At 66.4% G+C, this 25,017-nt stretch carries 25 protein-coding genes; 13 read left to right on the top strand and 12 right to left on the bottom strand.

Annotation, left to right across the window (positions count from 1 at the left end; genetic code table 11):
* Window position 1: 1 nt before the first annotated feature.
* The 4 genes from mrdA to DFR45_RS04815 all read right to left on the bottom strand — a co-directional run bounded on the left by mrdA (window position 2) and on the right by DFR45_RS04815 (window position 4,737).
* The gene (gene mrdA / locus DFR45_RS04830) at window positions 2–1,960 is read right to left on the bottom strand and encodes a penicillin-binding protein 2 (protein WP_170132845.1); all 1,959 of its coding nucleotides are present in this window, start codon (window positions 1,958–1,960) and stop codon (window positions 2–4) included.
* Between the two features lie 104 nt (window positions 1,961–2,064).
* Window positions 2,065–2,583, bottom strand: a complete 519-nt coding sequence (gene mreD, locus DFR45_RS04825) for a rod shape-determining protein MreD (RefSeq protein ID WP_114482547.1) — start codon at window positions 2,581–2,583, stop codon at window positions 2,065–2,067.
* Window positions 2,580–3,566, bottom strand: coding sequence for a rod shape-determining protein MreC (mreC, locus tag DFR45_RS04820; RefSeq protein ID WP_114482546.1), 987 nt, complete (start codon window positions 3,564–3,566; stop codon window positions 2,580–2,582). Before mreC ends, mreD begins: the two co-directional genes overlap by 4 nt.
* A 127-nt stretch (window positions 3,567–3,693) precedes the next feature.
* Window positions 3,694–4,737 carry a rod shape-determining protein gene (locus DFR45_RS04815; protein ID WP_114482545.1) on the bottom strand — a complete coding sequence of 348 codons (1,044 nt, stop codon included), beginning with the start codon at window positions 4,735–4,737 and terminating at the stop codon, window positions 3,694–3,696.
* A gap of 214 nt (window positions 4,738–4,951) precedes the next feature.
* Here DFR45_RS04815 and gatC point away from each other — a divergent pair, with 214 nt between their 5' ends.
* Genes gatC through gatB form a run of 3 tightly spaced genes read left to right on the top strand, consistent with a single transcriptional unit; the run spans window position 4,952 to window position 8,221 of the window.
* Window positions 4,952–5,251: an Asp-tRNA(Asn)/Glu-tRNA(Gln) amidotransferase subunit GatC gene (gene gatC, locus DFR45_RS04810; RefSeq protein ID WP_114482544.1), complete on the top strand. Its 300-nt coding sequence runs from the start codon at window positions 4,952–4,954 to the stop codon at window positions 5,249–5,251.
* Window positions 5,252–5,259: 8 nt separating this feature from the next.
* The gene (gatA, locus tag DFR45_RS04805; RefSeq protein WP_114482543.1) at window positions 5,260–6,756 is read left to right on the top strand and encodes an Asp-tRNA(Asn)/Glu-tRNA(Gln) amidotransferase subunit GatA; all 1,497 of its coding nucleotides are present in this window, start codon (window positions 5,260–5,262) and stop codon (window positions 6,754–6,756) included.
* Between the two features lies 1 nt (window position 6,757).
* Entirely contained in the window at window positions 6,758–8,221 is a 1,464-nt protein-coding gene (gatB, locus tag DFR45_RS04800) for an Asp-tRNA(Asn)/Glu-tRNA(Gln) amidotransferase subunit GatB (protein ID WP_114482542.1), read from the top strand.
* A gap of 49 nt (window positions 8,222–8,270) precedes the next feature.
* Here gatB and DFR45_RS04795 read toward each other — a convergent pair whose 3' ends face one another.
* Both DFR45_RS04795 and pyrE read right to left on the bottom strand, forming a co-directional pair.
* Entirely contained in the window at window positions 8,271–8,975 is a 705-nt protein-coding gene (locus tag DFR45_RS04795; RefSeq protein ID WP_114482541.1) for a DUF4124 domain-containing protein, read from the bottom strand.
* Entirely contained in the window at window positions 8,972–9,688 is a 717-nt protein-coding gene (gene pyrE, locus DFR45_RS04790; RefSeq protein ID WP_114482540.1) for an orotate phosphoribosyltransferase, read from the bottom strand. Before pyrE ends, DFR45_RS04795 begins: the two co-directional genes overlap by 4 nt.
* A 10-nt stretch (window positions 9,689–9,698) precedes the next feature.
* Here pyrE and DFR45_RS04785 point away from each other — a divergent pair, with 10 nt between their 5' ends.
* From DFR45_RS04785 to DFR45_RS04775, 3 genes are all read left to right on the top strand, one after another.
* Window positions 9,699–10,502 carry an exodeoxyribonuclease III gene (locus DFR45_RS04785; protein ID WP_114482705.1) on the top strand — a complete coding sequence of 268 codons (804 nt, stop codon included), beginning with the start codon at window positions 9,699–9,701 and terminating at the stop codon, window positions 10,500–10,502.
* Between the two features lie 61 nt (window positions 10,503–10,563).
* The gene (locus DFR45_RS04780) at window positions 10,564–12,528 is read left to right on the top strand and encodes a GspE/PulE family protein (protein ID WP_241659342.1); all 1,965 of its coding nucleotides are present in this window, start codon (window positions 10,564–10,566) and stop codon (window positions 12,526–12,528) included.
* 31 nt (window positions 12,529–12,559) lie between these two features.
* Window positions 12,560–13,198, top strand: coding sequence for an MBL fold metallo-hydrolase (locus DFR45_RS04775; protein WP_114482539.1), 639 nt, complete (start codon window positions 12,560–12,562; stop codon window positions 13,196–13,198).
* Between the two features lie 62 nt (window positions 13,199–13,260).
* Here the strand turns inward: DFR45_RS04775 and mpl are convergent, their stop codons facing one another.
* Complete coding sequence (gene mpl / locus DFR45_RS04770) at window positions 13,261–14,670, bottom strand: UDP-N-acetylmuramate:L-alanyl-gamma-D-glutamyl-meso-diaminopimelate ligase (protein WP_114482538.1); 1,410 nt, start codon at window positions 14,668–14,670, stop codon at window positions 13,261–13,263.
* 174 nt (window positions 14,671–14,844) lie between these two features.
* On the opposite strand from mpl, the gene DFR45_RS04765 reads away from it, so the two are divergent.
* Window positions 14,845–15,438 carry a hypothetical protein gene (locus DFR45_RS04765; protein WP_114482703.1) on the top strand — a complete coding sequence of 198 codons (594 nt, stop codon included), beginning with the start codon at window positions 14,845–14,847 and terminating at the stop codon, window positions 15,436–15,438.
* A gap of 1 nt (window position 15,439) precedes the next feature.
* Here the strand turns inward: DFR45_RS04765 and DFR45_RS04760 are convergent, their stop codons facing one another.
* Both DFR45_RS04760 and rpsT read right to left on the bottom strand, forming a co-directional pair.
* Window positions 15,440–16,426 (bottom strand): NAD(P)H-dependent flavin oxidoreductase, encoded by a 987-nt coding sequence (locus DFR45_RS04760; RefSeq protein ID WP_114482537.1) that lies wholly within the window; start codon window positions 16,424–16,426, stop codon window positions 15,440–15,442.
* A gap of 452 nt (window positions 16,427–16,878) precedes the next feature.
* Complete coding sequence (gene rpsT, locus DFR45_RS04755; RefSeq protein WP_114482536.1) at window positions 16,879–17,175, bottom strand: 30S ribosomal protein S20; 297 nt, start codon at window positions 17,173–17,175, stop codon at window positions 16,879–16,881.
* Window positions 17,176–17,298: 123 nt separating this feature from the next.
* Here rpsT and murJ point away from each other — a divergent pair, with 123 nt between their 5' ends.
* Together murJ and DFR45_RS04745 are read left to right on the top strand one after the other, a co-directional pair.
* Window positions 17,299–18,864 (top strand): murein biosynthesis integral membrane protein MurJ, encoded by a 1,566-nt coding sequence (murJ, locus tag DFR45_RS04750; RefSeq protein WP_114482702.1) that lies wholly within the window; start codon window positions 17,299–17,301, stop codon window positions 18,862–18,864.
* A gap of 113 nt (window positions 18,865–18,977) precedes the next feature.
* Window positions 18,978–19,847 carry a SirB1 family protein gene (locus DFR45_RS04745; RefSeq protein WP_114482535.1) on the top strand — a complete coding sequence of 290 codons (870 nt, stop codon included), beginning with the start codon at window positions 18,978–18,980 and terminating at the stop codon, window positions 19,845–19,847.
* Window positions 19,848–19,882: 35 nt separating this feature from the next.
* On the opposite strand, the gene DFR45_RS04740 is transcribed toward DFR45_RS04745, so the two are convergent.
* From DFR45_RS04740 to flgA, 3 genes are all read right to left on the bottom strand, one after another.
* Window positions 19,883–20,251 carry a hypothetical protein gene (locus DFR45_RS04740; protein ID WP_114482534.1) on the bottom strand — a complete coding sequence of 123 codons (369 nt, stop codon included), beginning with the start codon at window positions 20,249–20,251 and terminating at the stop codon, window positions 19,883–19,885.
* An 89-nt stretch (window positions 20,252–20,340) separates the two neighbouring features.
* Complete coding sequence (flgM, locus tag DFR45_RS04735) at window positions 20,341–20,688, bottom strand: flagellar biosynthesis anti-sigma factor FlgM (protein WP_114482701.1); 348 nt, start codon at window positions 20,686–20,688, stop codon at window positions 20,341–20,343.
* A gap of 105 nt (window positions 20,689–20,793) precedes the next feature.
* On the bottom strand, window positions 20,794–21,537 hold the full coding sequence (gene flgA / locus DFR45_RS04730; protein ID WP_114482533.1) for a flagellar basal body P-ring formation chaperone FlgA: 744 nt from the start codon (window positions 21,535–21,537) through the stop codon (window positions 20,794–20,796).
* Window positions 21,538–21,775: 238 nt separating this feature from the next.
* On the opposite strand from flgA, the gene DFR45_RS04725 reads away from it, so the two are divergent.
* From DFR45_RS04725 to DFR45_RS04710, 4 genes are read left to right on the top strand one after another with little or no spacing between them, the layout of a single operon-like run.
* The gene (locus DFR45_RS04725; RefSeq protein ID WP_114482532.1) at window positions 21,776–22,246 is read left to right on the top strand and encodes a flagellar basal body rod protein FlgB; all 471 of its coding nucleotides are present in this window, start codon (window positions 21,776–21,778) and stop codon (window positions 22,244–22,246) included.
* Window positions 22,247–22,275: 29 nt separating this feature from the next.
* Window positions 22,276–22,680 carry a flagellar basal body rod protein FlgC gene (gene flgC, locus DFR45_RS04720; RefSeq protein ID WP_114482531.1) on the top strand — a complete coding sequence of 135 codons (405 nt, stop codon included), beginning with the start codon at window positions 22,276–22,278 and terminating at the stop codon, window positions 22,678–22,680.
* A gap of 27 nt (window positions 22,681–22,707) precedes the next feature.
* Window positions 22,708–23,379 (top strand): flagellar hook assembly protein FlgD, encoded by a 672-nt coding sequence (locus DFR45_RS04715; RefSeq protein WP_114482530.1) that lies wholly within the window; start codon window positions 22,708–22,710, stop codon window positions 23,377–23,379.
* A gap of 31 nt (window positions 23,380–23,410) precedes the next feature.
* A complete protein-coding gene (locus DFR45_RS04710) occupies window positions 23,411–25,009 on the top strand; it encodes a flagellar hook protein FlgE (RefSeq protein WP_114482529.1) in 1,599 nt (532 codons plus the stop codon).
* The last annotated feature ends 8 nt before the right edge of the window (window positions 25,010–25,017 follow it).

The raw sequence follows: 25,017 nt of genomic DNA, 5'->3' as shown, positions 1-25,017 counted from the left end.
CTCAGGGCAGTTGTTGCACCGCGGCGGGCAGCGGCACCTCGGCCGCCTGCCTTGGCTTGCCGATCGGCACGGTGGCCTTGCCGCTGCGCACCGCAGCGATGTCTTCCTCGCTCGGGTATTCGCCCAACAGCCAGTAATCGAACACGCGCCGCGCGATCGGCGCGGCAGCGCTCGCGCCCCAGCCGGCGTTTTCGACGATCACCGCAAGCGCGATGCGCGGCGCCTCGGCCGGGGCGAAGGCCATGTAGAGCGCGTGGTCGCGCTGGCGCTCCTGCAGTCTGCTGGCGTTGTATTTTTCTTTCTGCCCTATGGTCACGGCCTGCGCCGTGCCGGTCTTGCCCGCCGAGAGGTAGCGCGCCCCGGCAAAGGCCCGCGCGGCAGTGCCCTGCTGCGTCACACCGACCATGGCGCGGTGCACCACCTCGACGTTTTCGCGCTTGTAGCCCAGGTTCACGCCGGGCTCGGTCGGTAGCGCCTGGCGCGCGTGCGTGACCGGATCGAGCGTCGCCAGCCCCAGGTGCGGACGGTAGCGCACCCCGCCGTTGGCCAGCGTGGCCGTGGCCTGGGCGAGCTGCAGGATGGTGAAGTTGTTGTAGCCCTGGCCTATGCCCAGCGAAATGGTCTCGCCCGCATACCAGACCTTTTGCTCGGGGCGACGGTAGGTGGCGCGCTTCCAGGCTTGGCTGGGCAGCACGCCGCGCAGTTCGCCGCCGAGGTCTATGCCCGTGATCTGCCCGAAACCCAGCGGCGCCATGAAGTCGTGGATGGCGTCCACGCCCAGGTCGTTCGCGAGGGAGTAAAAATAGACGTTGCTCGAGAGCATGATCGCGCGGTGCATGTCCACCACGCCCAGGCCGCCGTCCTCGTGGCTGCGGAAGGTGTGACCGCCGAAGGTCCAGGCGCCGCGATCGACGATGGTGTCGCGCGGCGTGCGCTTGCCCAGCTCGAGCGCGGCCAGCGCCATGAAAGGCTTGTAGGTCGAGCCCGGCGGGTAGGTGCCGCGCAGGGCGCGGTTGAGCAAAGGTTTGTCGGGCGACTCGTTGAGCGCCGTCCAGTTCTCCACGTCTATGCCCTCGACGAACAGGTTGGGGTCGAACGTGGGTTTGGAGACGAGTGCGAGCACCTCGCCCGTGCGCGGGTCAATGGCCACGAGCGCGCCGCGCCGCTCGCCAAACAGGTCTTCGACCATTTTTTGCAGCTTGACGTCGAGCGCGAGCACCACGTTGCTGCCGGGCGTGGCCGGGCGGCTCGCGAGCTTGCGCACGGCGCGCCCGCCGGCGGAGGTTTCCATGAGCTCCACGCCCGTGGTGCCGTGCAGCAGCGCTTCGTAGCTTTGCTCTATGCCCAGCTTGCCTATGTATTCGGTGCCGCGGTAGTTGGCCTCGTCGTCCGAATCCTGGAGGCGCTCTTTTTCCGCCTGGTTGATGCGGCCTATGTAACCTATGGCGTGGCTCGCAGTCTCGGCGAGCGGATAGCTGCGAAACAGCCGCGCCTTCACGTCCACGCCCGGAAAGCGAAAACGCTGCGCCGCAAAGCGCGCCACCTCTTCGTCCGTGAGGCGTGTGCGGATGGGCAGCGAATCGAAGTTGCGCGATTCCTCGAGCAAACGCTTGAAGCGGCGGCGGTCGCGCGGCCCGATCTCGACCACCTGCGCCAGCGCGTCCAGCGTGGCTTCGAGGTCGGGCACCTTGGAGGGTGTGATCTCGAGCGTGTACGCCGCGTAATTGCTCGCGAGCACCACGCCGTTGCGATCCAGAATCAGGCCACGGCTGGGCACGATGGGCACCACCGCAGTGCGGTTGCTCTCGGCCTGCGCGGCCAGGTCTTCGTGGCGAATCACCTGCAGGTACACCAGCCGCGCGAGCACCAGGCCGAACGCCAGCAGCACCACCGCGCCCATGACGAACACGCGCAAGCGAAAGTCCGCCGCAGCGGCGTGGACATTGCGCAGCTCCGCGATGAATTCGACCTCTTCGCCACCCCCCGGCGCCTGGCCCTCGCGCGCGCGCAGGCGCCCGCGCAAACGCTGCGCGGTCTGGCGAAAGCGCATCCAGCTCGGCATGGTCACAGGGGGCGGTTTTCGTCTGACTCAGGCGGGCGGCGCTGGGGAGCGAGCAAGACCCAGCTCGCAAGCGGCCACAACAGGGTTTCAAGCAGCGGTGCCACGACCACGGCCACGCCTGGGAAGGCTCCGCCTCCAGCAAGCCCCAAAGCGAGTTCTATCGCGTGCGCAAGCAGCAGCAGCGGCAGCACGTGCAAGGCCTGCGCCCAGGCGCTGAACCACGCGAGCCGCCGCTGCAACGCCGCCGCGCCATAAGCGAGCACGGCGTAGGCAAGTGCATGCTGGCCAAGCAAGCTGGTGGCGTGCACGTCCATGCACAGGCCCAGTACGAAGGCCACGCCCATGCCCACGCGCTGCGGCTGGTGCACACACCAAAAGGCGAGCAGCAACATGAGGAAGTCCGGCATCCAGACCTCGCGCCCGAGCGGCAGCATGTTCAGCGCCAGGCCGGCGACCAGACTCGCGGCGATGAAAAAAGGCTTGGCCGGCAGCAGCAGCGGCTGGCCAGGCGGCATGATCATGGTGCGCGTCCCCCCTTCTTTTCGGACTTCTTCTCGGCCTTGTTTTCGGCCTTGTTTTCGCCTTTGCCCTTTTTCTTTGCGGCAGGCGTTTCGGACACGGCTGGCGGCAGTCGCTGCGGCACAACGGCGGCGAGCGGCTGCAGCACGAGCACGTGGCGCGCGCCCTGCACCTGGGCCAGCGGCGCACAGAGGACGCGCGCAAAGGCCGAGTCGGCGCGCCGCTCCACACGCAGCACCCGGGCCACGGGCTGGCCCGGCGGATAGACGCCATCGACGCCGCTGGTGCTGAGCAGGTCGCCCGCGCGGATGTCGGCGCTGCTGGGCATGAAGCGCAACTCGAGACCGCCACCCTGCCCTGCCGTCGGGTCACCGAAAGCGATGCCGCGCACCCCGGTGCGCATGTTCTGCACCGGCGTCGCCTGCTCGCGGTCAATCAGCAGCGTGACTTCGCTCTGCAGCGGCAGCACGCGCGTCACCTGGCCGAGCACACCGGCGGCATCGACGACGGGCGCGCCCGCCACCACGCCCGCGGCCTGGCCGCGGTCTATGACCACGCGGCGGCTGAACGGATCGGCCGCCTCGTAGATCACCTCGGCCGCCAGCGAGGGAACGGCGATGCGCGGCTGCAATTGCAGCAGCTCGCGCAGATGCTGGTTTTCCTGCAGCAGCAAATCGGCCTGGTGCGCGCGCTGCGCGAGCTGCAACATCTGGGCGCGCGCGGCCCGGGCTTCGGCCTCGGCCTGGTGCAGCGACTCGAAATAGTCCAGCCCTTGGCGGGCGAACTCCACGGGCTGGCGCATCAGCCACTGCGCGGGGTAGAGCACCGTCGCCACGGCCTGACGCAGCGGGCCCACGAGCTGAAAGCGCGCGTCTGCCACCATCAGAAACAGCGCCAGCGCGGCGTACAGCGCCAGTTGCGACAGCGGCGACGGCCCCCGTCTGAAGAGCGAGGGCGCGCTGCGCTCCAGGGTTGCGGGCGGCATGGGGCGGGTTCAGGGAGACGCGATCAGCGCAGGGGCGGCAGCACGGTCTGCTGCCGGCGCCCGTGTCGGGGCAAGCCGCGCGGGCATCGGCGTCTGCCGGGCATGGTCAACGCGGCGCCCAAACGCCTCATTCGCTCGTGAAAATGCTGCCGAGCCGGTCCATGCGCTCGAGCGCGATGCCGCAGCCGCGCACCACGCAGGTCAGCGGGTCTTCGGCCACGAGCACGGGCAGACCGGTTTCCTCGGCGAGCAGGCGGTCGAGGTCGCGCAGCAGCGCGCCGCCGCCCGTGAGCATCATGCCGCGCTCGGCGATGTCCGCACCGAGCTCGGGCGGCGTCTGCTCGAGCGCGTTCTTGACGGCCGAGACGATCTGGTTGAGCGGGTCGGTGAGCGCCTCGAGCACTTCGTTGCTCGAGATGGTGAAGCTGCGCGGCACGCCCTCGCTGAGGTTGCGCCCCTTGACTTCCATCTCGCGCACTTCCGAGCCCGGAAAGGCCGAGCCTATGGTCTTTTTGATGAGTTCGGCCGTGGGCTCGCCGATCAGCATGCCGTAGTTGCGGCGGATGTAGTTGATGATGGCCTCGTCGAACTTGTCGCCGCCCACGCGCACGCTGCCTTTGTAGACCATGCCGCCGAGCGAGATCACGCCGACTTCGGTGGTGCCGCCGCCGATGTCGACGACCATCGAGCCCGAAGCCTCGCTCACGGGCAGGCCCGCGCCTATGCCCGCAGCCATGGGCTCCTCGATCAGATAGACCGCCGTGGCGCCGGCCGCCTCGGCCGCGTCCTTGATGGCGCGGCGCTCGACCTGCGTGGAGCCGCAGGGCACGCAGATGATGATGCGCGGGCTCGGCGTGAGCAGGGTGCGCGGGTGCACCATCTTGATGAACTGCTTGATCATCTGCTCGGTGATCACGAAGTCGGCGATCACGCCGTCCTTCATCGGGCGGATGGCTTCGATGTTGCCCGGCACCTTGCCGAGCATGGCTTTGGCTTCGCGGCCCACGGCCTGGATGACTTTCTTGCCGTGCGGGCCGCCTTCGTGGCGGATCGCGACGACCGAGGGCTCGTCGAGCACGATGCCCTTGTCGCGCGCAAAAATCAGGGTGTTGGCCGTGCCAAGATCAATGGCCAGGTCGGTGGAGAAATACCGACGGAAAGCTCCGAACATTCAAAATCCTCTGGGGCACGGCATGCACGTGCGGCCTGCCAGTGCCGGGTTGGTGGGGTCAAAAGTTTTGCTTTTTTCGCACAATGACCGGCAGGAGGGAGGGTATTGCGGCAAAGCCGGGATAATACCCGATCCCCTCTGCGCGAACCGTGCCACGGCTTGGCGCGCAGCACAGTTTTACATCTGTGGCAGCACCACTTCCACCCTTGTTTTTATGGCACTGACACCCCAGGACATCGAGCGCATCGCGCACCTGGCGCGGCTTGCGCTCAGCCCCGCCGAAGCCGAGCGCATGCACACGCAGCTCAACGGCTTTTTTGCCATTGTCGAGCAGATGCGCGCCGTCGATACCAGCGGCCTCACGCCGCTGCCGCACCCCGTCGCCACCGTGCAGCCCGTGGCCCTGCGGCTGCGCGACGACGTCGTGAGCGAGCCCAACCAGCGCGAACGCAACCAGCGCAGCGCCCCGGCCGTGGAGCGCGGCCTGTACCTCGTGCCCAAAGTCATCGAGTGAGGCCGCGCATGACATCGACCCCTGCATTGCACGATCTGGGCGTGGCCGAACTCGCCGCCCAATTGCGCGCCCGCCGCGTGTCCGCCGTCGAAGCGGCGCAGCATTTCCTGGCGCGCGCGCACACCCACCAGCACCTGGGCGCCTACCTCGCGCTGAACGAAGAAGCGACGCTCGCGCAGGCGCGCGCCGCCGATGCGCGCCTGCAGGCCGGCATGGGCGGCCCGCTCGAGGGCGTGCCCATCGCGCACAAGGATATCTTCGTCACCCAGGACTTCCCGAGCACTGCGGGCTCGAAAATGCTCGCGGGCTACCAGTCGCCGTTCGACGCGACCGTGGTGCAGCGCCTCGCCGCGGCCGGCTGCGTGACGCTGGGCAAGCTCAATTGCGACGAATTCGCGATGGGTTCGGCAAACGAAAACTCGGCCATCGCCCCGCTGGGCTTGGACGCGCCCGCGCCGGTGCGCAACCCCTGGGACGCTGCGCGCGTGCCCGGAGGCTCCTCGGGCGGCAGTGCCGTGGCCGTGGCGGCGCGCCTGGCGCCCGCCGCGACGGGCACCGACACTGGCGGCTCGATCCGCCAACCCGCCTCGTTTTGCGGCATCACGGGCATCAAGCCAACCTACGGGCGCGCCTCGCGCTACGGCATGATCGCCTTTGCCTCCAGCCTCGACCAAGCCGGCCCCATGGCGCGTTCGGCGCAGGACTGCGCGCTGCTGCTGTCGGCTTTGTGCGGCCCCGACCCCGACCGCGACTCGACTTCGCTCGACCTGCCCGCCGAAGACTTCAGCGCGCGGCTGGACGACAGCCTCGAGGGCTTGCGCATCGGCATCCCGAAGGAATTTTTCGGCGCAGGGTTGGCCGACGACGTGCGCGCGGCCGTCGAAGCCGCGCTCCAGGAGTACGAAAAACTCGGCGCCACGCTCGTGCCGATCTCGCTGCCGCGCACCGAGCTGTCGATTCCCGTCTACTACATCATCGCGCCCGCCGAGGCGAGCTCCAACCTGAGCCGCTACGACGGCGTCAAGTTCGGCCACCGCGCACGCGACTACACCGACCTCGAAGACATGTACAAAAAAACCCGCGCCGAGGGCTTCGGCGCCGAGGTCAAGCGCCGCATCATGATAGGCACCTACGTGCTGAGCCACGGCTACTACGACGCCTACTACCTGCAGGCGCAAAAAATCCGCCGCATGATCGCTGACGACTTCCAGCAGGCGTTCCAGCAATGCGACCTGATCGCCGGCCCCGTGGCCCCGAGCGTGGCCTGGAAGATCGGCGAGAAAGCCGATGACCCTGTGGCCAACTACCTGGCCGACATCTACACCCTGCCCGCCTCGCTCGCAGGCCTGCCCGGCATGAGCGTGCCCGCGGGCTTTGGCGCGCACGGCATGCCCGTGGGGCTGCAGCTCATCGGCAATTATTTTCAAGAAGCCCGGCTGCTGAACGCAGCGCATCGCTTGCAGCAGGTGACGGATTTTCATTTGCGCCAGCCCGGGGGATTGTGAGATGACGAGCAGCAATTTGATCCACGGCTACGAAGTCGTCATCGGCTTCGAGACGCATGCGCAGCTGGCCACGCGCAGCAAAATCTTCAGCCGCGCCTCCACGGCGTTTGGCGCCGAGCCCAATACGCAGGCTTGCGCGGTCGATCTGGCCTTGCCCGGTACGCTGCCGGTGATGAACCGCGCGGCGGTCGAATGCGCTATCAAGTTGGGATTGGCACTCGGCTCCCACATTGCGCCCATGAGCATTTTTGCGCGCAAAAACTATTTCTACCCCGACCTGCCCAAGGGCTACCAGATCAGCCAGTACGAAATTCCCGTGGTGCAAGGCGGCGAGGTGTCGTTTTACGTGGGTGACGAGAAAAAAACCGTGCGCCTGGTGCGTGCGCATCTCGAAGAGGACGCGGGCAAGTCGCTGCACGAGGAATTCCACGGCATGAGCGGCATCGACCTGAACCGCGCCGGCACGCCGCTGCTGGAAATCGTCACCGAGCCCGACATGCGCTCCACCGCCGAAGCTGTGGCCTACGCCCGCGAGCTGCACAAGATCGTCACCTGGATCGGCATCTGCGACGGCAACATGCAGGAGGGGAGCTTTCGTTGCGACGCGAACGTGAGCGTGCGCAAGCCCGGCCAGCCGCTGGGCACGCGGCGCGAGATCAAGAACCTCAACAGCTTCAAGTTCATGCAGCAGGCGATCGACTACGAGATCCGCTGGCAGATCGAGCAGCTCGAGGACGGCCACGCGATCCAGCAGGCCACGGTGCTGTTCGACCCCGCGACGGGCGAGACGCGCGCCATGCGCACCAAGGAGGACGCGGCCGACTACCGCTATTTCCCCGATCCAGACTTGCCACCGCTCTACATTTCAGAGCAATGGATCGAGGAACAACGTGCGCTGATGCCCGAATTGCCGCGCGCCATGGCGGCGCGCTTCGTAGCCGAATACGGCCTGCCGGAATATGACGCGAACACGCTCACGCAGTCACCCGCGATGGCCGCGTACTTCGAGGCCGTGGCGCGCGCTTGCGGCCAGCCCAAGCTCGCGAGCAACTGGATCATGGGCGAGGTCTCGCGGCGCCTGAACGCCGAGGAAATCGGCATCGCGCGCTCGCCCGTGGGCGCCGCGCAACTTGCGGCGCTGATTGCGCGCATCGCGGACGGCACCCTCAGCAACAGTGCGGCGCGCCAGGTGTTCGACGCCTTGTGGAAGGGCGAAGGGACGGGCGAAGGCGGCGACGTCGATGCCTTGATCGAAGCCAAGGGCCTCAAGCAGGTGAACGATGCTGGCGCGCTCGAGCAGATCATCGCCGAGGTGCTCGCCGCGAACCCCGACAACGTGGCGCAGTTCAAGGCCGGCAAGGACAAGGCCTTCAACGCGCTCGTCGGTCAGGTCATGAAGGCCAGCAAGGGCAAGGCGAACCCGCAGCAGGTGAATGCGCTGCTGCGCGCCAGGCTCGAAGGATGAGGAACGCGCAGCGACGGCAAAGCGCAGCGACGGCAAAGCGCAGCGCCCCTCAGCGCAGCGTGGCCGGCGGACCGTTGACCGGCAAAGGCGTCTGCGCAGGCGCTGCCACCGCGGGTGGCGGGCGCTGGCTGTCCCACAGCTGACGCAGGTGCGCCAGCTCGGCGTCGAAACGCTGGTGGATGCGGCGCTTTTCTTCTTCCCGATCGGCGATGAAGCGCAGCTGGGCCGCCATTTCGTCCTGGTTTTCGGCGATCTGGCGGCGCAGTTTGGCTGGCGCCTTGGACGGGTCTTTTTGATAAAACTCCATCTCCCTGTCCAGCGCTTTGCGCTCTTGCTGCAGCTCTCGCAGGCGCCTTTGGGCGATGGCGATGACTTCGTTGACCTGGGTGAGGGCTTGCGCGCGCTCGGCATCGTGTGCGGCCTGGTTCGGGTAGCGCGCGAGCAGGGCACGGTCGCGGCGGCGCTCTTCGAGGATGCGGGACTGCTCTTCGGCCTCCTTGCGGCGTTGCGCTTCCAGGGCTGCGCGCTCCTGTTCGGTGAGCGAGGGGCCGATTTTGCGGCGCGTCACGCCGGTGGGGCCGAGCTCACGCTGCTCGCGGTCGAGGCACTCGGCGATCGGGCGGTCGGAAGTGATGCGTCGCCCCTGGGCATCGATGCAGGTATAGATGCTGCCGCCCGTGGCAGGTTGGGCGTGGGCAATGACAAGCCCGAAACCCGCGAGCGAGGCCGCACCGGTGCACCAGAATTTTTTCAAGAAGCATCTCCCTCACTGTCGTCATCGACGCCGTAGCGCTCCCGATACGCAAGCACCCGGGCGCGGTGGGCTGCCATGGCGTCGCCCCCCACAGCAGAGAGGTATTGCAATAAATCTGCCAGGCGCGCGATTGCGCACACCTGCAGGCCGAGCTCCCGGCGCACGTACTGCACGGCGCTGTAGGGCACGTCCTGGCCGTTTTCGGTGGCTTTTTCCTGGCGATCGAGTGCGACCACCATCGCATGCGGCGTGGCGCCGGCCGCGCGGATCAGCGCGATCGACTCGCGCGCCGCCGTGCCTGCGGACATCACGTCGTCGATGATGAGCACGCGCCCGCGCAGCGGTGCGCCCACCAGGCTGCCGCCCTCGCCATGGTCTTTGGCCTCCTTGCGGTTGTAGGCGAAGGGCACGTTGCGCCCCTGGCGCGCGAGTTCCACGGCCACCGTGGCCGCAAGCGGAATGCCCTTGTAGGCCGGGCCGAACACCATGTCGAAGGCGATGCCGCTCGCCTGCAGCGCGCTTGCATAGAATTGCGCGAGCCGGCCGAGCTTGGCGCCATCGTCGAACAGCCCGGCATTGAAAAAATAAGGGCTCAGGCGCCCCGCCTTGGTCTTGAATTCGCCGAAGCGCAAAACACCTGTTTCGACGGCAAAACGCACGAAATCCTGCGCCAGCCGGCTTTGCTGCGCGCTTTGTACGCCCTCTTCCTCCATGCAAAAACCCTTGTTCAAGTTAAGCAGCCTCAATCTCAACGGCATCCGCTCGGCCGCGAGCAAAGGCCTGGAGCAGTGGATCGCCACCACGCGGCCGGATTGTATGTGCGTGCAGGAGGTCAAGGCCCAGGCCGCCGACGTACAGGGCCGCTTCGAGCAGCTCGCCGGTCTGCAGGGCTATTTTCACTTTGCGCAGAAAAAAGGCTATGCCGGCGTCGGCATCTACACGCGCCACGCCCCCAGCGACGTGTTGACGGGCTTCGGCGTGCCCGAGTTCGATGCCGAGGGGCGCTACGTCGAGCTGCGCTTCGACACGCCTGCGCGCAAGCTCTCCATCGTGAGCGCGTACTTCCCGAGCGGCTCCTCGGGCGAGGAGCGCCAGCAGGCCAAGTTCCGCTTTCTCGAGGCGTTTTACCCGCACCTGCTGCAGTTGCAGGCCGAGCGCGAGTTCATCCTCTGCGGCGACCTCAACATTGCGCACCAGCCCATAGACCTGAAAAACTGGCGCAGCAACCAGAAAAACAGCGGCTTTCTGCCCGAAGAGCGCGCCTGGCTGACCAAACTGTTGCGCACGAATGACAACCCGCGCGGGTTGGTGGACGTTTATCGCCGCCTGCAGCCCAGCGCCACGGATGCGGCCTACACCTGGTGGAGCAACCGCGGCCAGGCCTGGGCAAAGAACGTGGGCTGGCGGCTCGACTACCACCTGGCCACGCCGGCCCTCGCCGAACTGGCTCGCGCCGAGCATGTTTACAAGGAACAGCGCTTTTCCGACCACGCGCCGATCACGGTCGATTACGCCTTGGCGCTGTGATGCTGGTTTACCTGCACAGGCACCCTTGCCCAGGCACTTTGTGGTTACCAGGCTTTTGCTTATGTCCGATATTTCCAACCCCCCGCTTACCGACCAGATCGCAGACCCTTCCATGCGCAGCTTCACGCCGCCGCATCCAGAGGCACTATGGAAGTTGGTGACCACACCACACCCGCTCGTGGGCCGCGCCAACCATCTTGGCGAAGCGCTGCTACACGCGGGCTTGATCACCCCGCCCGTGCTCGCCGATGCGCTGCAGATCCAGCAGCTGGAACGCCAAACTGGCAAAGACCCGCACCTGGGGCAAATCCTTGTCAGCCACGGCCATGTCACGCCCGAGCAGCTGCAGCGCGTCATCGACAGCTGGCTGGGTGAGTATGTGGTCGATCCCGGCAAGCTGGCGCCCGACCCTGCAGCCCTGGCGCTGGTGCCGCGCACCGTGGCCGAGCGCGAATCGGTGTTGCCCTTGCTGGCGCGCGACGATGCGCTGGTGGTGCTGATGGCCGACCCGCACGATCGCGTGCTGCTCGACGAGCTGCGCTTTCTGACGCAACGGCGCGTGATTCCTGTGCATGCCGCGCCAGGCACGCTGCTGCCGGCCATCAGCCGGTTTTACGGTAGCGCCGGAAATGCCAATGCGAGTGCGAAAGTGGCTGCGCCCGCCACCTCTGCTGGCAGCGCAGGTGCGACAGCCCAAGCCACGACCGCACGGGACTTGGCCAGCAGCCTGGACGCCACGGGCACAGACCTCGACGTGACACCCGCCGACGTCATCGGCGAGTCCGACAACACGCTGGTGCGGCTCATCAACTCGCTCATCAGTGAGGCCATTGCGCACCGCGCCTCGGACATCCACATCGAAACCGAGCCGCCACCGCAGCCCGTGCGCATACGCCTGCGCATCGATGGCGATCTGCAGCCTTATCTGGAGCTGCCCGCGCGCTATCGCTTTGCGCTCGTGGCGCGCCTCAAGATCATGGCGGTGATGGACATTTCGGAGCACCGCAAGCCGCAGGACGGCAAGATCGACTTTGCACGCTTCGGCGGCCCGCCGGTCGAGCTGCGCGTGGTCACGGTGCCCACTTCGCGCGGCCTGGAGGACGTGGTGCTGCGGCTGCTCGCGGGCGCCAAGCCGCTGCCGCTCGACCAGATCGGGTTGAGCCCGGGCAATCTGGCGGGGCTGCGCACCTTGATGCGCAAAAGCTACGGCCTGATCCTGGTCTGCGGCCCCACGGGCAGCGGCAAGACGACCACGCTGCACTCGGTGATCCGCGAGCTCAATACCGACAGCCGCAAGATCTGGACGGCCGAGGACCCGATCGAAATCTCGCAGACCGGGCTACGCCAAGTGCAGGTGAACCCGCGCATCGGCTGGACTTTCGCGGCGGCGATGCGCACCTTTTTGCGCGCCGACCCGGACGTGATCATGATCGGCGAAATGCGCGACGAGGAAACCGCACGCATCGCGATCGAGGCCTCGCTCACCGGGCATCTGGTGCTCTCCACGCTGCACACCAACTCGGCGCCCGAGAGCATCACGCGGCTGCTTGAAATCGGGCTCGATCCGTTCAACTTCTCCGACTCGCTGCTGGGCATTCTGGCGCAGCGGCTGGTGCGGCGCCTGTGCACGGCCTGCCGTGCACCGCGCGTGGCCGAAGTCGACGAGCTCGAAGGTCTGGCCGCGCAGTACCTCGAAAGCGGCACCACCCACACGCCCGAAGTCCGCGCAGCGTTGATCGAGCAATGGCGCAAACGCTTCGGCGGCCAGGACGGCGAGCTACGCCTATGGAAGCACGTAGGCTGCAAGGAATGCGAGGGCCATGGCTACCGCGGGCGCATGGGCATTCACGAGCTGATGCTGAGCGACGACACCATCCGCCAGCACATTCGCCACCGCGACCCTGCCACGGACATCCGCCATTCGGCGCTCGCCGCAGGCATGCGTACGCTGCGCCAGGATGGCATCGAAAAAGTGCTGCAAGGCCTGACCGACATGCCCGAAGTGATCGCCGCAAGCAATTTGTAACCCCTCTACTTCCTCCGCTACGGAACCCGCCATGCTCCAGTACCGCACCATCCCCGTGACGCCTTTTCAGCAGAACTGCTCCATCGTCTGGTGCGACGCCACGCACGAGGCCGCCTTCATCGACCCCGGTGGTGACATCGATCGATTGCTCGCCGAAGCCCGGCGCCTGGGCGTCAAGCCCACGCAGATCTGGCTCACGCACGCGCACATAGACCACGCCGGCGGCGCGGGTGAGCTCGCGCAGCGCCTGGGCATCCCCATCGTCGGCCCACACCCGGGCGACCAGTTCTGGATCGACGGCCTGGCGCAGCAAAGCGCGGCCTTCGGCTTTGCGCCCGCCGTGCCGTTCACGCCCACGCGCTGGCTGTACGACGGCGACAGCGTGCAGGTCGGCCAGGAGACGCTGCAGGTGCGCCACACGCCGGGCCACACGCCCGGCCACGTGGTGTTCCACGCGCCGCAGATCGACCGCGCCTTCGTCGGCGACGTGCTGTTCGCGGGCAGCATTGGGCGCACCGACTTTCCGGGCGGCAACCATCAACAGCTGATCGACAGCATCGTCCAGCGCCTGTGGCCCATGGGCGACCAGACGGTATTCATCCCCGGCCACGGGCCCGAGAGCACTTTTGGGCGAGAGCGGCGCAGCAACCCGTTCGTGGGCGGTACTTGAGCCACGCGCCGGGGATATTAGATAAAAAGTGCCTCTAACCTAATCGGAGCAATCGCAAGCAGCTATCGTTTAGAGAGCTCTTCGAGCAGCTTCGCGTGCACGCCGCCAAAGCCGCCGTTGCTCATGCAAACGATGTGGTCGCCCGGCTGCGCGGCCTGCACGACCTGGCGCACCAGCGTGGCGATGTCGGGCGCGGTCTGCGCGCGTGCGCCCAGCGGCGCGAGCGCCTCGCGCGCGTCCCAGTCCAGGCCCCCGGTGTGGCAAAAGGCCAGGTCGGCCGGCTCCAGGGCCCAGGGCAGCTGCGCCTTCATGGTGCCGAGCTTCATGGTGTTGCTGCGCGGCTCGAACACGGCCAGGATGCGCGTGGGCTGGCCTGCAGCGAGCTGGCGGCGCAGGCCGTCGAGCGTGGTGCGTATCGCCGTGGGGTGGTGCGCAAAGTCGTCGTACACCGTGACCTCGCCGCCCGGCAGCGCCACGCGCCCGCGCAGCTCCATGCGGCGCCGCACGTTCTGAAAGCCCGCGAGCGCCTGCGCCGCTTGCGCCACCGGCACGCCCACGTGCTGCGCCGCCGCAATGGCCGCGAGCGCGTTGAGCTGGTTGTGCACGCCCGTAAGCGACCAGACCACGCGCCCCTGCGGCTGGCCCTGCACGAGCACGTCGAAAGCCTGCGGCTCGCCCGCGGCGCAAAAATCGCTCACCGCGGCGCCAAAGCTGCGCACCTCGCTCCAGCAGCCCTGGTGCAGCACGCGCGCAAGGCTCTCCTCGAGGCCGTTGACCACCACGCGCCCGGCGGCCGGCACGGTGCGCAGCAGGTGGTGGAACTGGCGCTCGATCGCGGCCAGGTCGTCGAAGATGTCGGCGTGGTCGAATTCGAGGTTGTTGAGCACCGCCGTGCGCGGGCGGTAGTGCACGAATTTGCTGCGCTTGTCGAAAAAGGCCGTGTCGTATTCGTCGGCCTCGATCACGAACAGCGGCCGCGGCTGCCCCGGCGCCTGCGCGCCAAGCCGCGCCGAAATGCCGAAATTCAGCGGCACACCGCCCACCAGAAAGCCTGGCGTGATCCCGGCGCTCTCCAAAATCCACGCGAGCATGGAGGTCGTGGTGGTCTTGCCGTGCGTGCCCGCGACGGCCAGCACGTGGCGGCCTTGCAGCACGTGCTCGGCCAGCCACTGCGGGCCGCTGGTGTAGGGCAGGCCCGCGTCGAGGATGGCTTCCATCAAGGGAAACTTGGGCGCACCATCGGTCAGCCGCGCGCGGCTCACCACGTTGCCGACCACGAACATGTCGGGCGCGAGCGCGAGCTGGTCGGCGCCAAAGCCTTCGATCAGCTCGATGCCCAGCGCGCGCAGCTGCTCGCTCATGGGCGGATAGACGCCCGCGTCGCAGCCCGTGACCTTGTGCCCGGCCTCGCGCGCCAGCGCCGCGACACCGCCCATGAAAGTGCCGCAAATGCCCAGAATGTGGATATGCATGGCGGGGCATTGTAATCTTGGAGCAAAAATGGCATTTTGCGCAGATACATCAAGCGCAAGCAGCTATGAAAAAAGGAGTTTTTGCGGGGCCTGCACGGGGCCGCGGGCTGCGGCATGGCGCAGGGCTGCGGGTTCGCGCCACAATGCAGGCTGCAAACCCTCTGCCCCACTGCCATGCCTGCCACCTCCTTGAGCGCCGAAATCGCCAGCACCGCGGCCCGCCTGGCCGTGGAAGAAGGGCTCGAATGGGGCCCAGCCAAGCGCCGCGCGCTGCGGGTGCTGGGCCTGCCGGCGCGCACGCCGCTGCCCGACAACACGCTGGTGGAAGCCGCCGTGCGCGAGCACCTCGCGCTCTTTTGCGCCGACACCCAGCCGCGCGAGCTGCGCGCGCTGCGCCGGCTTGCGCTCGCCTGGATGGAGCGCCTCGCGGAGTTCCGCCCTCACCTCGGCGGCGCGGTCTGGCATGGCACGGCCACGCGGCTTTCCGACATTTACCTGCAACTGTTTTGCGACGATCCCAAGTCCGCCGAGATCGCCCTCATCAACCACAACGTGGAGTACGAACCGCGCACCGTGCCGGGCCTGCACGGCGCGCCCGTCGAGGCGCTGAGCATCTCCAGCCTCGCACCCGAGCTGGGCGAGGCGATCGGTGTGCACCTCTTGATCTACGACCTCGACGACCTGCGCGGCGCCCTGCGCCCCGACGCGCAAGGGCGCACGCCGCGCGGCGACATCGCGGCCGTGCGGCAATTGCTGGCTGCGGCTTAACTCACCCCTTGCGGCGAAAGCCGGCCAAGCGCCGGTCTATGATCTCCTCGGCTTCGCGGACGATGCGGCTGATGAGCTCCGCGCAGGTCGGAATGTCGTGGATCAGCCCTTGCACCATGCCGGCCCAGAACACGCCCTTGGAGAGATCGCCGGTCTCGAGTAGCTCCTTGCCCGCCTTGCCCGAGACGAGCTCGCGCACGTCCTCGAACTTTGCGCCGGGCTCGCTCAGGCGCCGCGCCACCTCTTCGGAGACAGGGCTGCGGCCCACGCGGGCGGTGTTCTTGAGGCTGCGAAAAATGAGCAGGCTGCCGCGCTCGTCGTTTTCGAGGTAGGCCTGCTTGACGCGCGGGTGGATTTTGGCCTCTTGCGTGGCGCAAAAGCGCGTGCCCATGTTGACGCCCTCGGCGCCCAGCGCGAGCGCCGCGACGAGCCCGCGGCCATCGGCAAAGCCGCCCGAGGCGAGCAGCGGGATCTTCACCTTGTCGGCCGCGCAAGGGATCAGGATCAGGCCCGGCACATCGTCCTCGCCCGGGTGGCCCGCGCATTCGAAGCCGTCGATCGAGATGATGTCGCAGCCTGCTTTTTCGGCCGACAGCGCGTGGCGCACCGCCGTGCACTTGTGGATGATGCGCACGCCGTGCGGCTTGAGCATCTCCCAGATTTCGCGCACCGCCTGCGTGCCTGCAGTTTCGACGATGCGCACGCCGCCGTCGAGGATGGCCTGCACGTAGGCCTTGTAGTCGGGCGGGTTGATCGTCGGGAACACCGTGAGGTTCACGCCGAAGGGCTTGTCCGTCATGCTGCGGCAGCGCGCGATCTCCTCGCGCAGCGCCTGCGGCGTGGGCTGCGTCAGCGCGGTCAAAATGCCGAGCCCGCCGGCGTTGGACACCGCCGAGGCGAGCTCGGCCACGCCGACGTTTTGCATACCGCCTTGCACGATGGGGTGCTCGATGCCGAGCATGTCGGTGATGCGCGTTTGAAAAGGCATGGGGAATTCTCCTGAAGTCGTCGGAAAAAGATTCACGCCGGCCGAGGGGAGCGCTGCAAAGACTGCAACACGCCCATCTAGCAGCCTGTCGGACTTTGGAATCGTCGGCTGCGAATGCGCCGCAGCGGCCCATTTTTTACCGTCTTCTTGCCCCATAGTCCCGCTATGGGGCGGCGAATCCGGCAAAAACTGGACTCGCTGGGGCACCTTCTCGCTTTCGACGCCCAAAGTCCGACAGGCTGCTAGGCCGGCTTTGGATGCTATCCGATGCCCGCGCGTGCGGTCGGAGCGGCGTGCTCGCGCGTCCTCACTGTCGGCCCGGATCGCAAGCGCCAACAAAAAAGCCGTCTTGCGACGGCTTTTTTGCTTTGCTGGCAGCGCACCTTTTACAAACGGCAAGCGGCACGGGCCGCTCGGGCGGAGAGAAAAGAGAGTGCGAAAAGCGGGTGACTTCAGGCCGAAAGCACCAACGCCTTGACTTTGGCGGCAAGGCGGCTCTTGTCGCGCGCGGCCTTGTTCTTGTGGAAGATGCCTTTGTCGGCAATTGAATCGACCACCGATTGCATTTTGGCAAACAGCGCGGTGGCTTTGGTCTTGTCACCGGCGAGAACGGCTTTTTCGACGTTCTTCACGGCGGTGCGGTATTTGGAGCGCAGCGAGCTGTTCGCGGCGTTGAGCTTGACGTCCTGGCGGGCGCGTTTGCGGCCCGACGCCAGGCGCGGGTTCTTCTTCTGGGGCTTGGATGCCATGGATCGAATTCCTTCAGTATGTCTGTGGGTGATGCCAGCAAAACCGCAAATTATAGCCGCTCGGCCTTTTCCGTATACACCCAGACATACCATCCCGCAAGCGCTGCGCATACACTCTCGCCGGTGTCACTCTTCAAAGCCGCCTCCACCGTTTCTTTGCTGACCCTGGCCTCGCGCATCACGGGCCTGGTGCGCGATCTACTGATGGCATCGATGTTTGGTGCGAATGTGCTGACCGATGCATTCAACGTCGCCTTTCGCATCCCCAACCTGTTTCGGCGATTGTTTGCCGAAGGGGCGTTCAGCCAGGCTTTCGTGCCCGTGCTCGCGGCCACCAAGGAGCAGCGCGGCGCCGATGCCACACGCGCGCTGATCGCCAGCGTGGCCACGGTGCTCACCTGGGTGCTCGTGCTGACCTGCGCGCTGGGCGTGCTCGGCGCGCCCGTGCTCGTGTGGGCGCTCGCGAGCGGTCTGCGCCAAAGCCCTGCGGGGTTCGACGCAGCCGTGGCGATGACGCGCTGGATGTTTCCCTATATCGGCTGCATGTCGCTGGTCGCACTGGCCTCTGGGGTGCTCAACACCTGGAAACATTTTGCGCTGCCGGCGGCGACGCCGGTGCTGTTGAATCTCTCCATGATCGCCGCGGCCTTGCTCGGTGCGCCGCAGCTCGCGGCGCGCGGCATCGAGCCGATTTACGCCATGGCCGGCGGCGTCATGTTGGGCGGCATTTTGCAACTGGGGGTGCAGCTGCCTGTGCTTTTGCGCATGGGGCTGATGCCGCGCATCGGCCTGCGCTGGAGCGAAATCCGCGCGGCCTGGATGCACCCTGGCGTGCGACGCATCCTCAAGCTGATGGCGCCGGCCCTGCTCGGCGTCGGGGTCGCGCAGGTGTCGCTGATGATCAACACGCAGATCGCCTCTTACCTAGCCCCGGGCAGCGTCACCTGGCTGTTTTATGCCGACCGTTTGATGGAATTCCCCACGGCGCTGCTGGGCGTGGCGTTGGGGGTGGTGCTGACGCCGCAACTCGCCGCGGCGCGCGCGGCCGCCGACGCGCAGCGCTACTCCGCCATGCTCGATTGGGGGCTGCGCCTCGTGGTGCTGCTGGCCGTGCCCTGTGCAGTGGCGTTGTTGACCTTTGCCACGCCGCTCGTGGCCACGCTGTTCCACCACGGCGCGCTGCACGACAGTGACGTGGGGCAGATCGCGCGTGCGCTCATGGGCTATGGCCTGGGACTGCTCGGACTGGTGGCGATCAAGGTGCTCGCACCCGGCTATTACGCGAGCCAGGACATCCGCACGCCGGTGCGCATCGCCGTGGTGGTGCTGGTGATCACGCAATTGCTCAACATCGCGCTGGTGCCGCTTTTGGCGCATGCGGGGCTGGCGCTGTCGATCGGGCTGGGGGCGCTCGTGAATGCGCTGTGGCTGCTCATGGGCTTGCTGCGGCGCGGCAGCTACCGGCCGCAGCCGGGCTGGGGGCGTTTCGTGCTGCAGGTGGTCGCCGCGAGCTCCTTGCTGGCGGTCTTGTTGTTGTGGGGCGCGCAACATTTTTCCTGGCTCGCACTGCGCGCCGACGGCATGCGGCGTGCCGCACTGCTGGCCGCGATTTTGTGCGCTGCCGTGGTGGTGTATTTCGGCGCACTGTGGGCGGCGGGGCTGCAGCTGCGGCAAATGCTGCGGCGCTGAGGGCCTGCGCACGATCTTTTCACGGGATACGCCCGCAAAGGGGTGGAGGGCCCGTCAGCGGCGGCGGCGTCTTTGGTATAGATTGCAGAGGTTTACTGCGGCGCACGAGACCCATGCCATTCAGCTATTCCCTTCCGACCCCGCTCGACTATTTCGCAGCGCTGGTACACAGCGATGCACATTTTCCGTTGCTCGAGGCAGCCGCCAGCATCGCGCAAGATGAATACCCCGAGCTCGATCTGCAGCAGGTGCTGGGCGAGGTGGATCAGGTGCAAGCACGGCTCAAACGTCGCATTCCGGCCAACGCATCGCCGCTGCAGCGGCTGCGCCAGCTCAACCAGTTCTTCTTTACCGAATTGGGCTTTGGCGGCAACGCCAACAACTATTACGATCCCGAAAACAGTTTTTTGCACACCGTGCTGACGACGCGACGCGGCATCCCGGTGTCCCTCGCAGTGCTGTGGCTGGAATTGGCCCACGCTAGCGGACTACAAGCACGTGGTGTGGCGTTTCCCGGTCATTTCATGGTGAAGGTCGTGCTGCCCAATGGGCAGGTGGTGATCGATCCGCTCACGGGGCAGTCGCTCGGACGCGAGGAATTGCTGGAGCGGCTCGAGCCTTATCCATACGCACGCAAGCTCAGCGAAGACGACATGCCGCTGGGCCTGTATCTGCAAGCCGCGATGCCGCGCGACATCGTGGCGCGCATGCTGCGCAACCTCAAGGAGATCTTCCGCGCCCAACAGGATTGGGAGCGCTTGCTTGCCGTACAAAATCGCCTCGTGGTTCTGCTGCCGCAGGTGTGGCAGGAGCGGCGCGATCGCGGCTTGTTGCATGCCGACCACGGCGACCCCGCGCAGGCCATCGCCGACCTGGAAGCCTACCTGGCGCATGTGCCTGACAAAACCACAGAACAGAACGCGCGGGAAACCGCCGCGATTGCCGAGCGCCTGCATGCGCTTCGGCGCAGCGTCGGGTTTTGAGGTTCCGCCGGATGCGACCAGGAGCGCCGCAGCGGTCAACCCGCGGCACGCACCCTGCGCGGCACGCTGGCGCTGGCGCGGCTGCCCAACGCGGATTCGTAAGTGCTTTCGGCGCCTGCCGCGCCCAACAAAGCGGCGGCCTGCCGGCTCGTGGCGGCAGACAGGCGCAGGAGGTTTTCACGCTGGATCGCCAGCAGACTGCCGATGGCCTGGATGCGCCGCCGCAGCGCCGCGGGCAAAGCCGTTGGGTCGGGCACTTGCGCCATGGCCCGGGCAAAGGTCAAGGCCGCGTCGCGCAGCGTGGTGCTGCACTGTTCGAGTCGCGGAGCATCGGCCGCAAGCAAAGCTGTCGAAACCTCTTGCAGGTGCTGCTCAACCTCTAGCAGTTTTTGTTCCAGCGCCATGGGGAAAACCTGGGTGCGTCGGGTGGGGGGAATAGGACAAGAAGGGACAGCTCAAAACCGCCAAAGCACGCAAGGCTGGCAGTCCAATGTCAACCACGCACGCGGCTGATCATCTCCTCGGCGTTAGCCAGCATCTTGTCCGCGATGGCTTCGGCGTTGACTTTGAACGTGCCCTTTTCGATGGCGCTGCGCACGGCTTTGACCTTGTTGGCATCGAAGTCTGCGCTGGTGCGCCCATTGGCCCCCAGTGCTTGCGCCGCCAGCGATGAAACGGTCACCGCAGCGCTAGGCGTAGCGGCCGTGGAAGATGCAGTGGGGGCCGCATTGGCGCCCTTGGTCGCATCTTCAGCAGCGGCCGCAGGACTCCTGGCCTGCTTGGCGGCAAGCCCTGTCTGCGCCGAGGCGCCTGCAAGTTCGGGTGGTGTACCAATTTTCATCATTTTCTCCGCCGCCCCTCGTGGCCCGTGAGGGCATGGGATAGAGGCATCTTGCCCACTCTTTCGACCGATTGGCGTGAGACTTTAGCGTTTTTTGTCTCGGCGCTACAAAGCCACCTCTACGGCACCTTCGCCGTTGACCACGCCCGAGACGATGCGCCCATTGGCCATGCGCACGCGCACCGTCTGGCCAGCGCCGCCTGCGCTCAAGGCCTGGCCGTCGGCCGTGACGGCGTAGCCTGGCCCCTGCGCCAGCACCTTGACCTGCGCGCCCGCGCCGAACAGCTCGGGCGGGCGCACCATGGACTGGCGCAGCGCCTGCCCCGCCATGAGCGTGCGCGCTGCCGTCTGGCCCACCCAGAGCTCGGGCTTGGCGAGCACGGCGGCCGGCTCCGCAGCCCAATCGACCTCGGCCTCGATGGCGTCCTCGGCCCTGAGCACCGCGCCGTTGGCGACGTTGCTGCGCAACACCCAGGCCGGGCCGAAAGCCTTGACCGTGACGGGCAAAAACACATTCCAGGGGACGCGCCCCTGTACACAGCGCAGCCCCAGGCGCGTGCGCCCCCACAGGCGGCTGCCCGGCGGCAGGTAGGGTTCGACGCGCGCGCAGGGTGCGAGCTGCAGGCGCGGATCGAGCGCACCGACTTCGACCTGCATGCGCAAAGGCAGCGCGCCCGAGGGCTCGCTCGCGAGCGCGTCCTGCAAAAAGCGCTGGCCTAGCGTGCCCAGGCGTGCGCCATCGTCGGCGCCCGCGCCGCTGGTTTGCGCGAGCGCCGCGGAGCAGCCCAGGGCGAGCAGGCCGCGAAAAATATGCATCAAAATGGCATTGAAGGCAGATAGAGACTGCATAAGAAGCTCCTGAATCATGAGCAATGTGCGCAGCCTTCGCCCATTCCTGCAAGGCGGACACCAAGCCCATTTCACCCGCCCTACTGTAGGCGCCGCGCGCGCCGCCCATGCCGGGAATTGCGCGCCGATTCGGCCCGTTTTCGGGCTTTAGGAAAAAACTGCGCTTCCCATAATCGACGCCACACCGCAGCCCAGCCTGCTCCGTACCTCCACCCCACGCAACCACGCGAGGCCCCCGATGCTCAACAAGATGACCCAGTCGCTGGATTTCCAAGGCCAGGCGCTCTTGCTGCGCGCCGAGCGCCAGCGCGTGCTGGCCAGCAACATCGCCAACGCCGACACGCCCGGCTACACGGCGCGCGATTTCCCCTTTGCCGACGCGCTGCGTGCGGCCAGCGGCGCTGCATCTTCGGGCGCCACCGTGCGCCTGGAACTGCCTGTGCAAGCGAGCGCCGGCGCTGCCGATGCTGGCGTCAGCGACCCACGCCACATCCCGCTGCCCCTGGCGCAAGTCGGCGGCCTGGGCTCGGGCGTGGTCGGTGAAAAGCTCGGCTACGCCGTGCAGACCGAGCCCAGCCTGGACAACAACAGCGTCGATCTGGACCGCGAGCGCGCGAACTTCGTCGACAACGCCGTGCGCTACGAAGCCACGCTGCGCTTCATCAACAGCCAGGCCAAGACCATGCTCAGCGCCATCCAGGGGCAGTGAGCGCAGCGCTGCGGCAAAGGAGCAAGACCATGTCCATGTTTTCGATCTTCAATATCTCGGGCAGCGCCGTGAGCGCGCAGGCGCAGCGCCTCAACGTGGTGGCGAGCAACCTGGCCAACGTCGATGCCGTCGCAGGCCCCGATGGCCAGGCGTACAAGGCGCGCCAGGTGGTGTTCCAGACCACCCCCATGGGATCGGACGGCGCCGCCGGCGTGCGCGTGAGCGCCATCAATGAAGACAACACCCCGGGCCGGCGCGTGCACGAGCCAAACAACCCCATGGCCGACGCGCAGGGTTACGTGACCTACGCGAACGTGAACGCGGTCGAGGAGATGGTGAACATGATCTCGGCCTCGCGCTCGTACCAGAACAACGTCGAAGTCATGAACACGGCCAAGTCGCTGCTGCTCAAGACCCTACAAATGGGGCAGTAAACCCATCGTTTCTCAGGAGCCAACGCCATGAGCACCACCATCAACCCCGTCGGACAGACGACTTCATCGAGCAGCACCTCTGCCGTCGGCGCTGCGGCCAACGCTGCCGCCGACCCCGCCGCGGCGCAGGATCGCTTCCTCAAGCTGCTCGTGGCGCAGCTCAACAACCAGGACCCGATGAACCCGCTAGACAACGCGCAGATGACCTCGCAGATCGCGCAGATCAACACCGTCACCGGCATCCAGCAGCTCAACGACACGGTCAACAAGTTCGCGGGCCAGCTCGCGGTGCAGCAGCTCGTGCAGGGCAGCAGCCTGGTCGGGCACCGGGTGCTGGTCGAGGGCGACACGCTCGCCGTCGATGCGCAAAGCGGCCAGGCCACCGGGGGCTTCGACCTCGCAGCCTCGGCTGCGAGCGTCACGGTGCAGGTGCTGGACGCGAGCGGCAAGCAGATCGGCACGGTGGACCTGGGCGCGCTGCCTGCAGGCCGTCATGGCTTCGCCTGGGACGCCTCCAGCTACCAGGGCAGCAGCGCGCCGCACTTCAAAGTGGTTGCGAGCAACGGCGCCGCGGCGGTGAGCGCTACACCGCTGGCCACGCAGCAGGTGAGCGCGGTGAGCGTCTCGAACGGCGCGTTGCAACTGCAGCTGAGCGACGGCAGCAGCGTTGCGCAAAGCGCCATCAAAGCCGTCCAGTGATTTTCAAACACTTTGTTTTCAGGAGCACACCATGGCCTTCCAACAAGGACTTTCGGGCTTGAACGCTGCCAGCAAAAGCCTGGACGTGATCGGCAACAACATCGCGAACGCAAACACCACGGGCTTCAAGTCCTCACGCGCCGAATTCGCCGACATGGTGGCCTCGGCAATGGGCGTCGCGGGCGGGTCTGATGCGGGCATTGGAGTGCAGGTGGCGGACATTGCCCAGCAGTTCACGCGCGGCAACATCAGCACCACGGGCAACAACCTCGACGTGGCCATCGACGGCGGCGGTTTTTTCAAACTACAACAGCCTGATGGCAGCATGGCTTACACGCGTGCGGGCAATTTTCAGCTCGACAAAGCGGGTAACCTGGTGACCAACACCAACGCCAAGGTGCTGGGCTACACCGTCGATCCGACCACGGGCAAGCCGGTCAGCGGCGCGAACCCGGTGCCGCTGGTGTTCCCGACCTCTGCGCCGATCGCGGCCAAGCAGACCACGACAATCAACGCATCGTTCAATCTTGATGCAAGGGCAACCGATGCCGCAGGGAACCTGAGTGCCACGCCACCGATACCAGCAACCCCGCGCACCACCTACAGCACTTCTATCAACGCATACGACAGCCAAGGGGTAGCCACGCCCGTAAATCTTTATTTTGAAAAAAATGGCGCCAACACTTGGGATGTCTATGACAAGCTCGATGACTTGACCACCACCCCTGCGACTGTGCCTCCTGCCGCAGGTCGCATGATTGCGGACAAAAACGGAAAGATCGTTGCGACCGTGGAGCCCATTGCGAGCTCTATCGTCAATGCAGACCCAACCAAGACAAAAGTTGACGACTTTCCTACGGAATTTACCTACAAGTTCTACGGGCCCGATGCGAATGGGGTCTATGCCATACGAGAAGCAAAGCTCACTTTTGCAAATGCCACGGACGCATGGGACTTCACCTATTCCGATTCGCCTGCAAATTCACTTGTGGCATCGGCGCGACTTAAAAGCAACCTCATTGATTATGCGACGGGCACACCGGCCACTGGAGGGACATTGAGCGTCACAGCGTTGACTGATGCCCCGGCTGCAGCCAAGCAATCCTATGAGCTCGGGTTGATGGTGAATCCGAGTCCGGCCAACCCCAACAGCCCGCCGGCTACCGGAAGCAATCCCGCGCCGGCGCCGTTTGCCGTGACGCTCAACTTAGATCAGGTGACCCAATACGGCAGCAGCTTTGCTGTTGCTACGCAAAGCCAGGACGGCTATGCAGCGGGCGAGCTGACCAGCGTGAACATCGAAGACAGCGGCATGGTCATGGCCACGTACTCGAACGGTGTGACGCGGGCCGAGGCGCAACTCGCATTGGCCAACTTCCGCAATCCGCAGGGGCTGCGCCCCATTGGCGGCAACAATTGGGTGGAGACATTCGAGTCCGGTGCGCCCGTGGTGGGGGCGCCCGGCACGGGCAGTCTGGGGGCATTGCGCTCCGGCGCACTTGAGGATTCCAACGTCGATCTCACGGCCGAGCTCGTCAACCTGATGACCGCGCAGCGCTACTACCAGGCGAACGCGCAGACCATCAAGACGCAGGATCAGGTGATGTCCACGCTGGTCAACCTGCGGTGATGGGCGCT

The sequence above is a fragment of the Extensimonas vulgaris genome, assembly GCF_003337425.1.
Lineage (GTDB): Bacteria > Pseudomonadota > Gammaproteobacteria > Burkholderiales > Burkholderiaceae_C > Extensimonas > Extensimonas vulgaris.
The sequence above is the reverse complement of the archived record's forward strand: the minus strand, read 5'-3'. Positions and strand labels throughout refer to the sequence as shown.

Excerpts from the sequence above, each read along its gene's own strand:
- mreD (WP_114482547.1), bottom strand. The coding sequence starts at position 2,583 with ATGATCATGCCGCCTGGCCAGCCGCTGCTGCTGCCGGCCAAGCCTTTT.
- mreC (WP_114482546.1), bottom strand. The coding sequence starts at position 3,566 with ATGCCGCCCGCAACCCTGGAGCGCAGCGCGCCCTCGCTCTTCAGACGG.
- DFR45_RS04815 (WP_114482545.1), bottom strand. The coding sequence starts at position 4,737 with ATGTTCGGAGCTTTCCGTCGGTATTTCTCCACCGACCTGGCCATTGAT.
- gatC (WP_114482544.1), top strand. The coding sequence starts at position 4,952 with ATGGCACTGACACCCCAGGACATCGAGCGCATCGCGCACCTGGCGCGG.
- gatA (WP_114482543.1), top strand. The coding sequence starts at position 5,260 with ATGACATCGACCCCTGCATTGCACGATCTGGGCGTGGCCGAACTCGCC.
- gatB (WP_114482542.1), top strand. The coding sequence starts at position 6,758 with ATGACGAGCAGCAATTTGATCCACGGCTACGAAGTCGTCATCGGCTTC.
- pyrE (WP_114482540.1), bottom strand. The coding sequence starts at position 9,688 with ATGGAGGAAGAGGGCGTACAAAGCGCGCAGCAAAGCCGGCTGGCGCAG.
- DFR45_RS04780 (WP_241659342.1), top strand. The coding sequence starts at position 10,564 with ATGTCCGATATTTCCAACCCCCCGCTTACCGACCAGATCGCAGACCCT.
- DFR45_RS04775 (WP_114482539.1), top strand. The coding sequence starts at position 12,560 with ATGCTCCAGTACCGCACCATCCCCGTGACGCCTTTTCAGCAGAACTGC.
- mpl (WP_114482538.1), bottom strand. The coding sequence starts at position 14,670 with ATGCATATCCACATTCTGGGCATTTGCGGCACTTTCATGGGCGGTGTC.
- DFR45_RS04765 (WP_114482703.1), top strand. The coding sequence starts at position 14,845 with ATGCCTGCCACCTCCTTGAGCGCCGAAATCGCCAGCACCGCGGCCCGC.
- DFR45_RS04760 (WP_114482537.1), bottom strand. The coding sequence starts at position 16,426 with ATGCCTTTTCAAACGCGCATCACCGACATGCTCGGCATCGAGCACCCC.
- rpsT (WP_114482536.1), bottom strand. The coding sequence starts at position 17,175 with ATGGCATCCAAGCCCCAGAAGAAGAACCCGCGCCTGGCGTCGGGCCGC.
- DFR45_RS04745 (WP_114482535.1), top strand. The coding sequence starts at position 18,978 with ATGCCATTCAGCTATTCCCTTCCGACCCCGCTCGACTATTTCGCAGCG.
- DFR45_RS04740 (WP_114482534.1), bottom strand. The coding sequence starts at position 20,251 with ATGGCGCTGGAACAAAAACTGCTAGAGGTTGAGCAGCACCTGCAAGAG.
- flgM (WP_114482701.1), bottom strand. The coding sequence starts at position 20,688 with ATGAAAATTGGTACACCACCCGAACTTGCAGGCGCCTCGGCGCAGACA.
- flgA (WP_114482533.1), bottom strand. The coding sequence starts at position 21,537 with ATGCAGTCTCTATCTGCCTTCAATGCCATTTTGATGCATATTTTTCGC.
- DFR45_RS04725 (WP_114482532.1), top strand. The coding sequence starts at position 21,776 with ATGCTCAACAAGATGACCCAGTCGCTGGATTTCCAAGGCCAGGCGCTC.
- flgC (WP_114482531.1), top strand. The coding sequence starts at position 22,276 with ATGTCCATGTTTTCGATCTTCAATATCTCGGGCAGCGCCGTGAGCGCG.
- DFR45_RS04715 (WP_114482530.1), top strand. The coding sequence starts at position 22,708 with ATGAGCACCACCATCAACCCCGTCGGACAGACGACTTCATCGAGCAGC.
- DFR45_RS04710 (WP_114482529.1), top strand. The coding sequence starts at position 23,411 with ATGGCCTTCCAACAAGGACTTTCGGGCTTGAACGCTGCCAGCAAAAGC.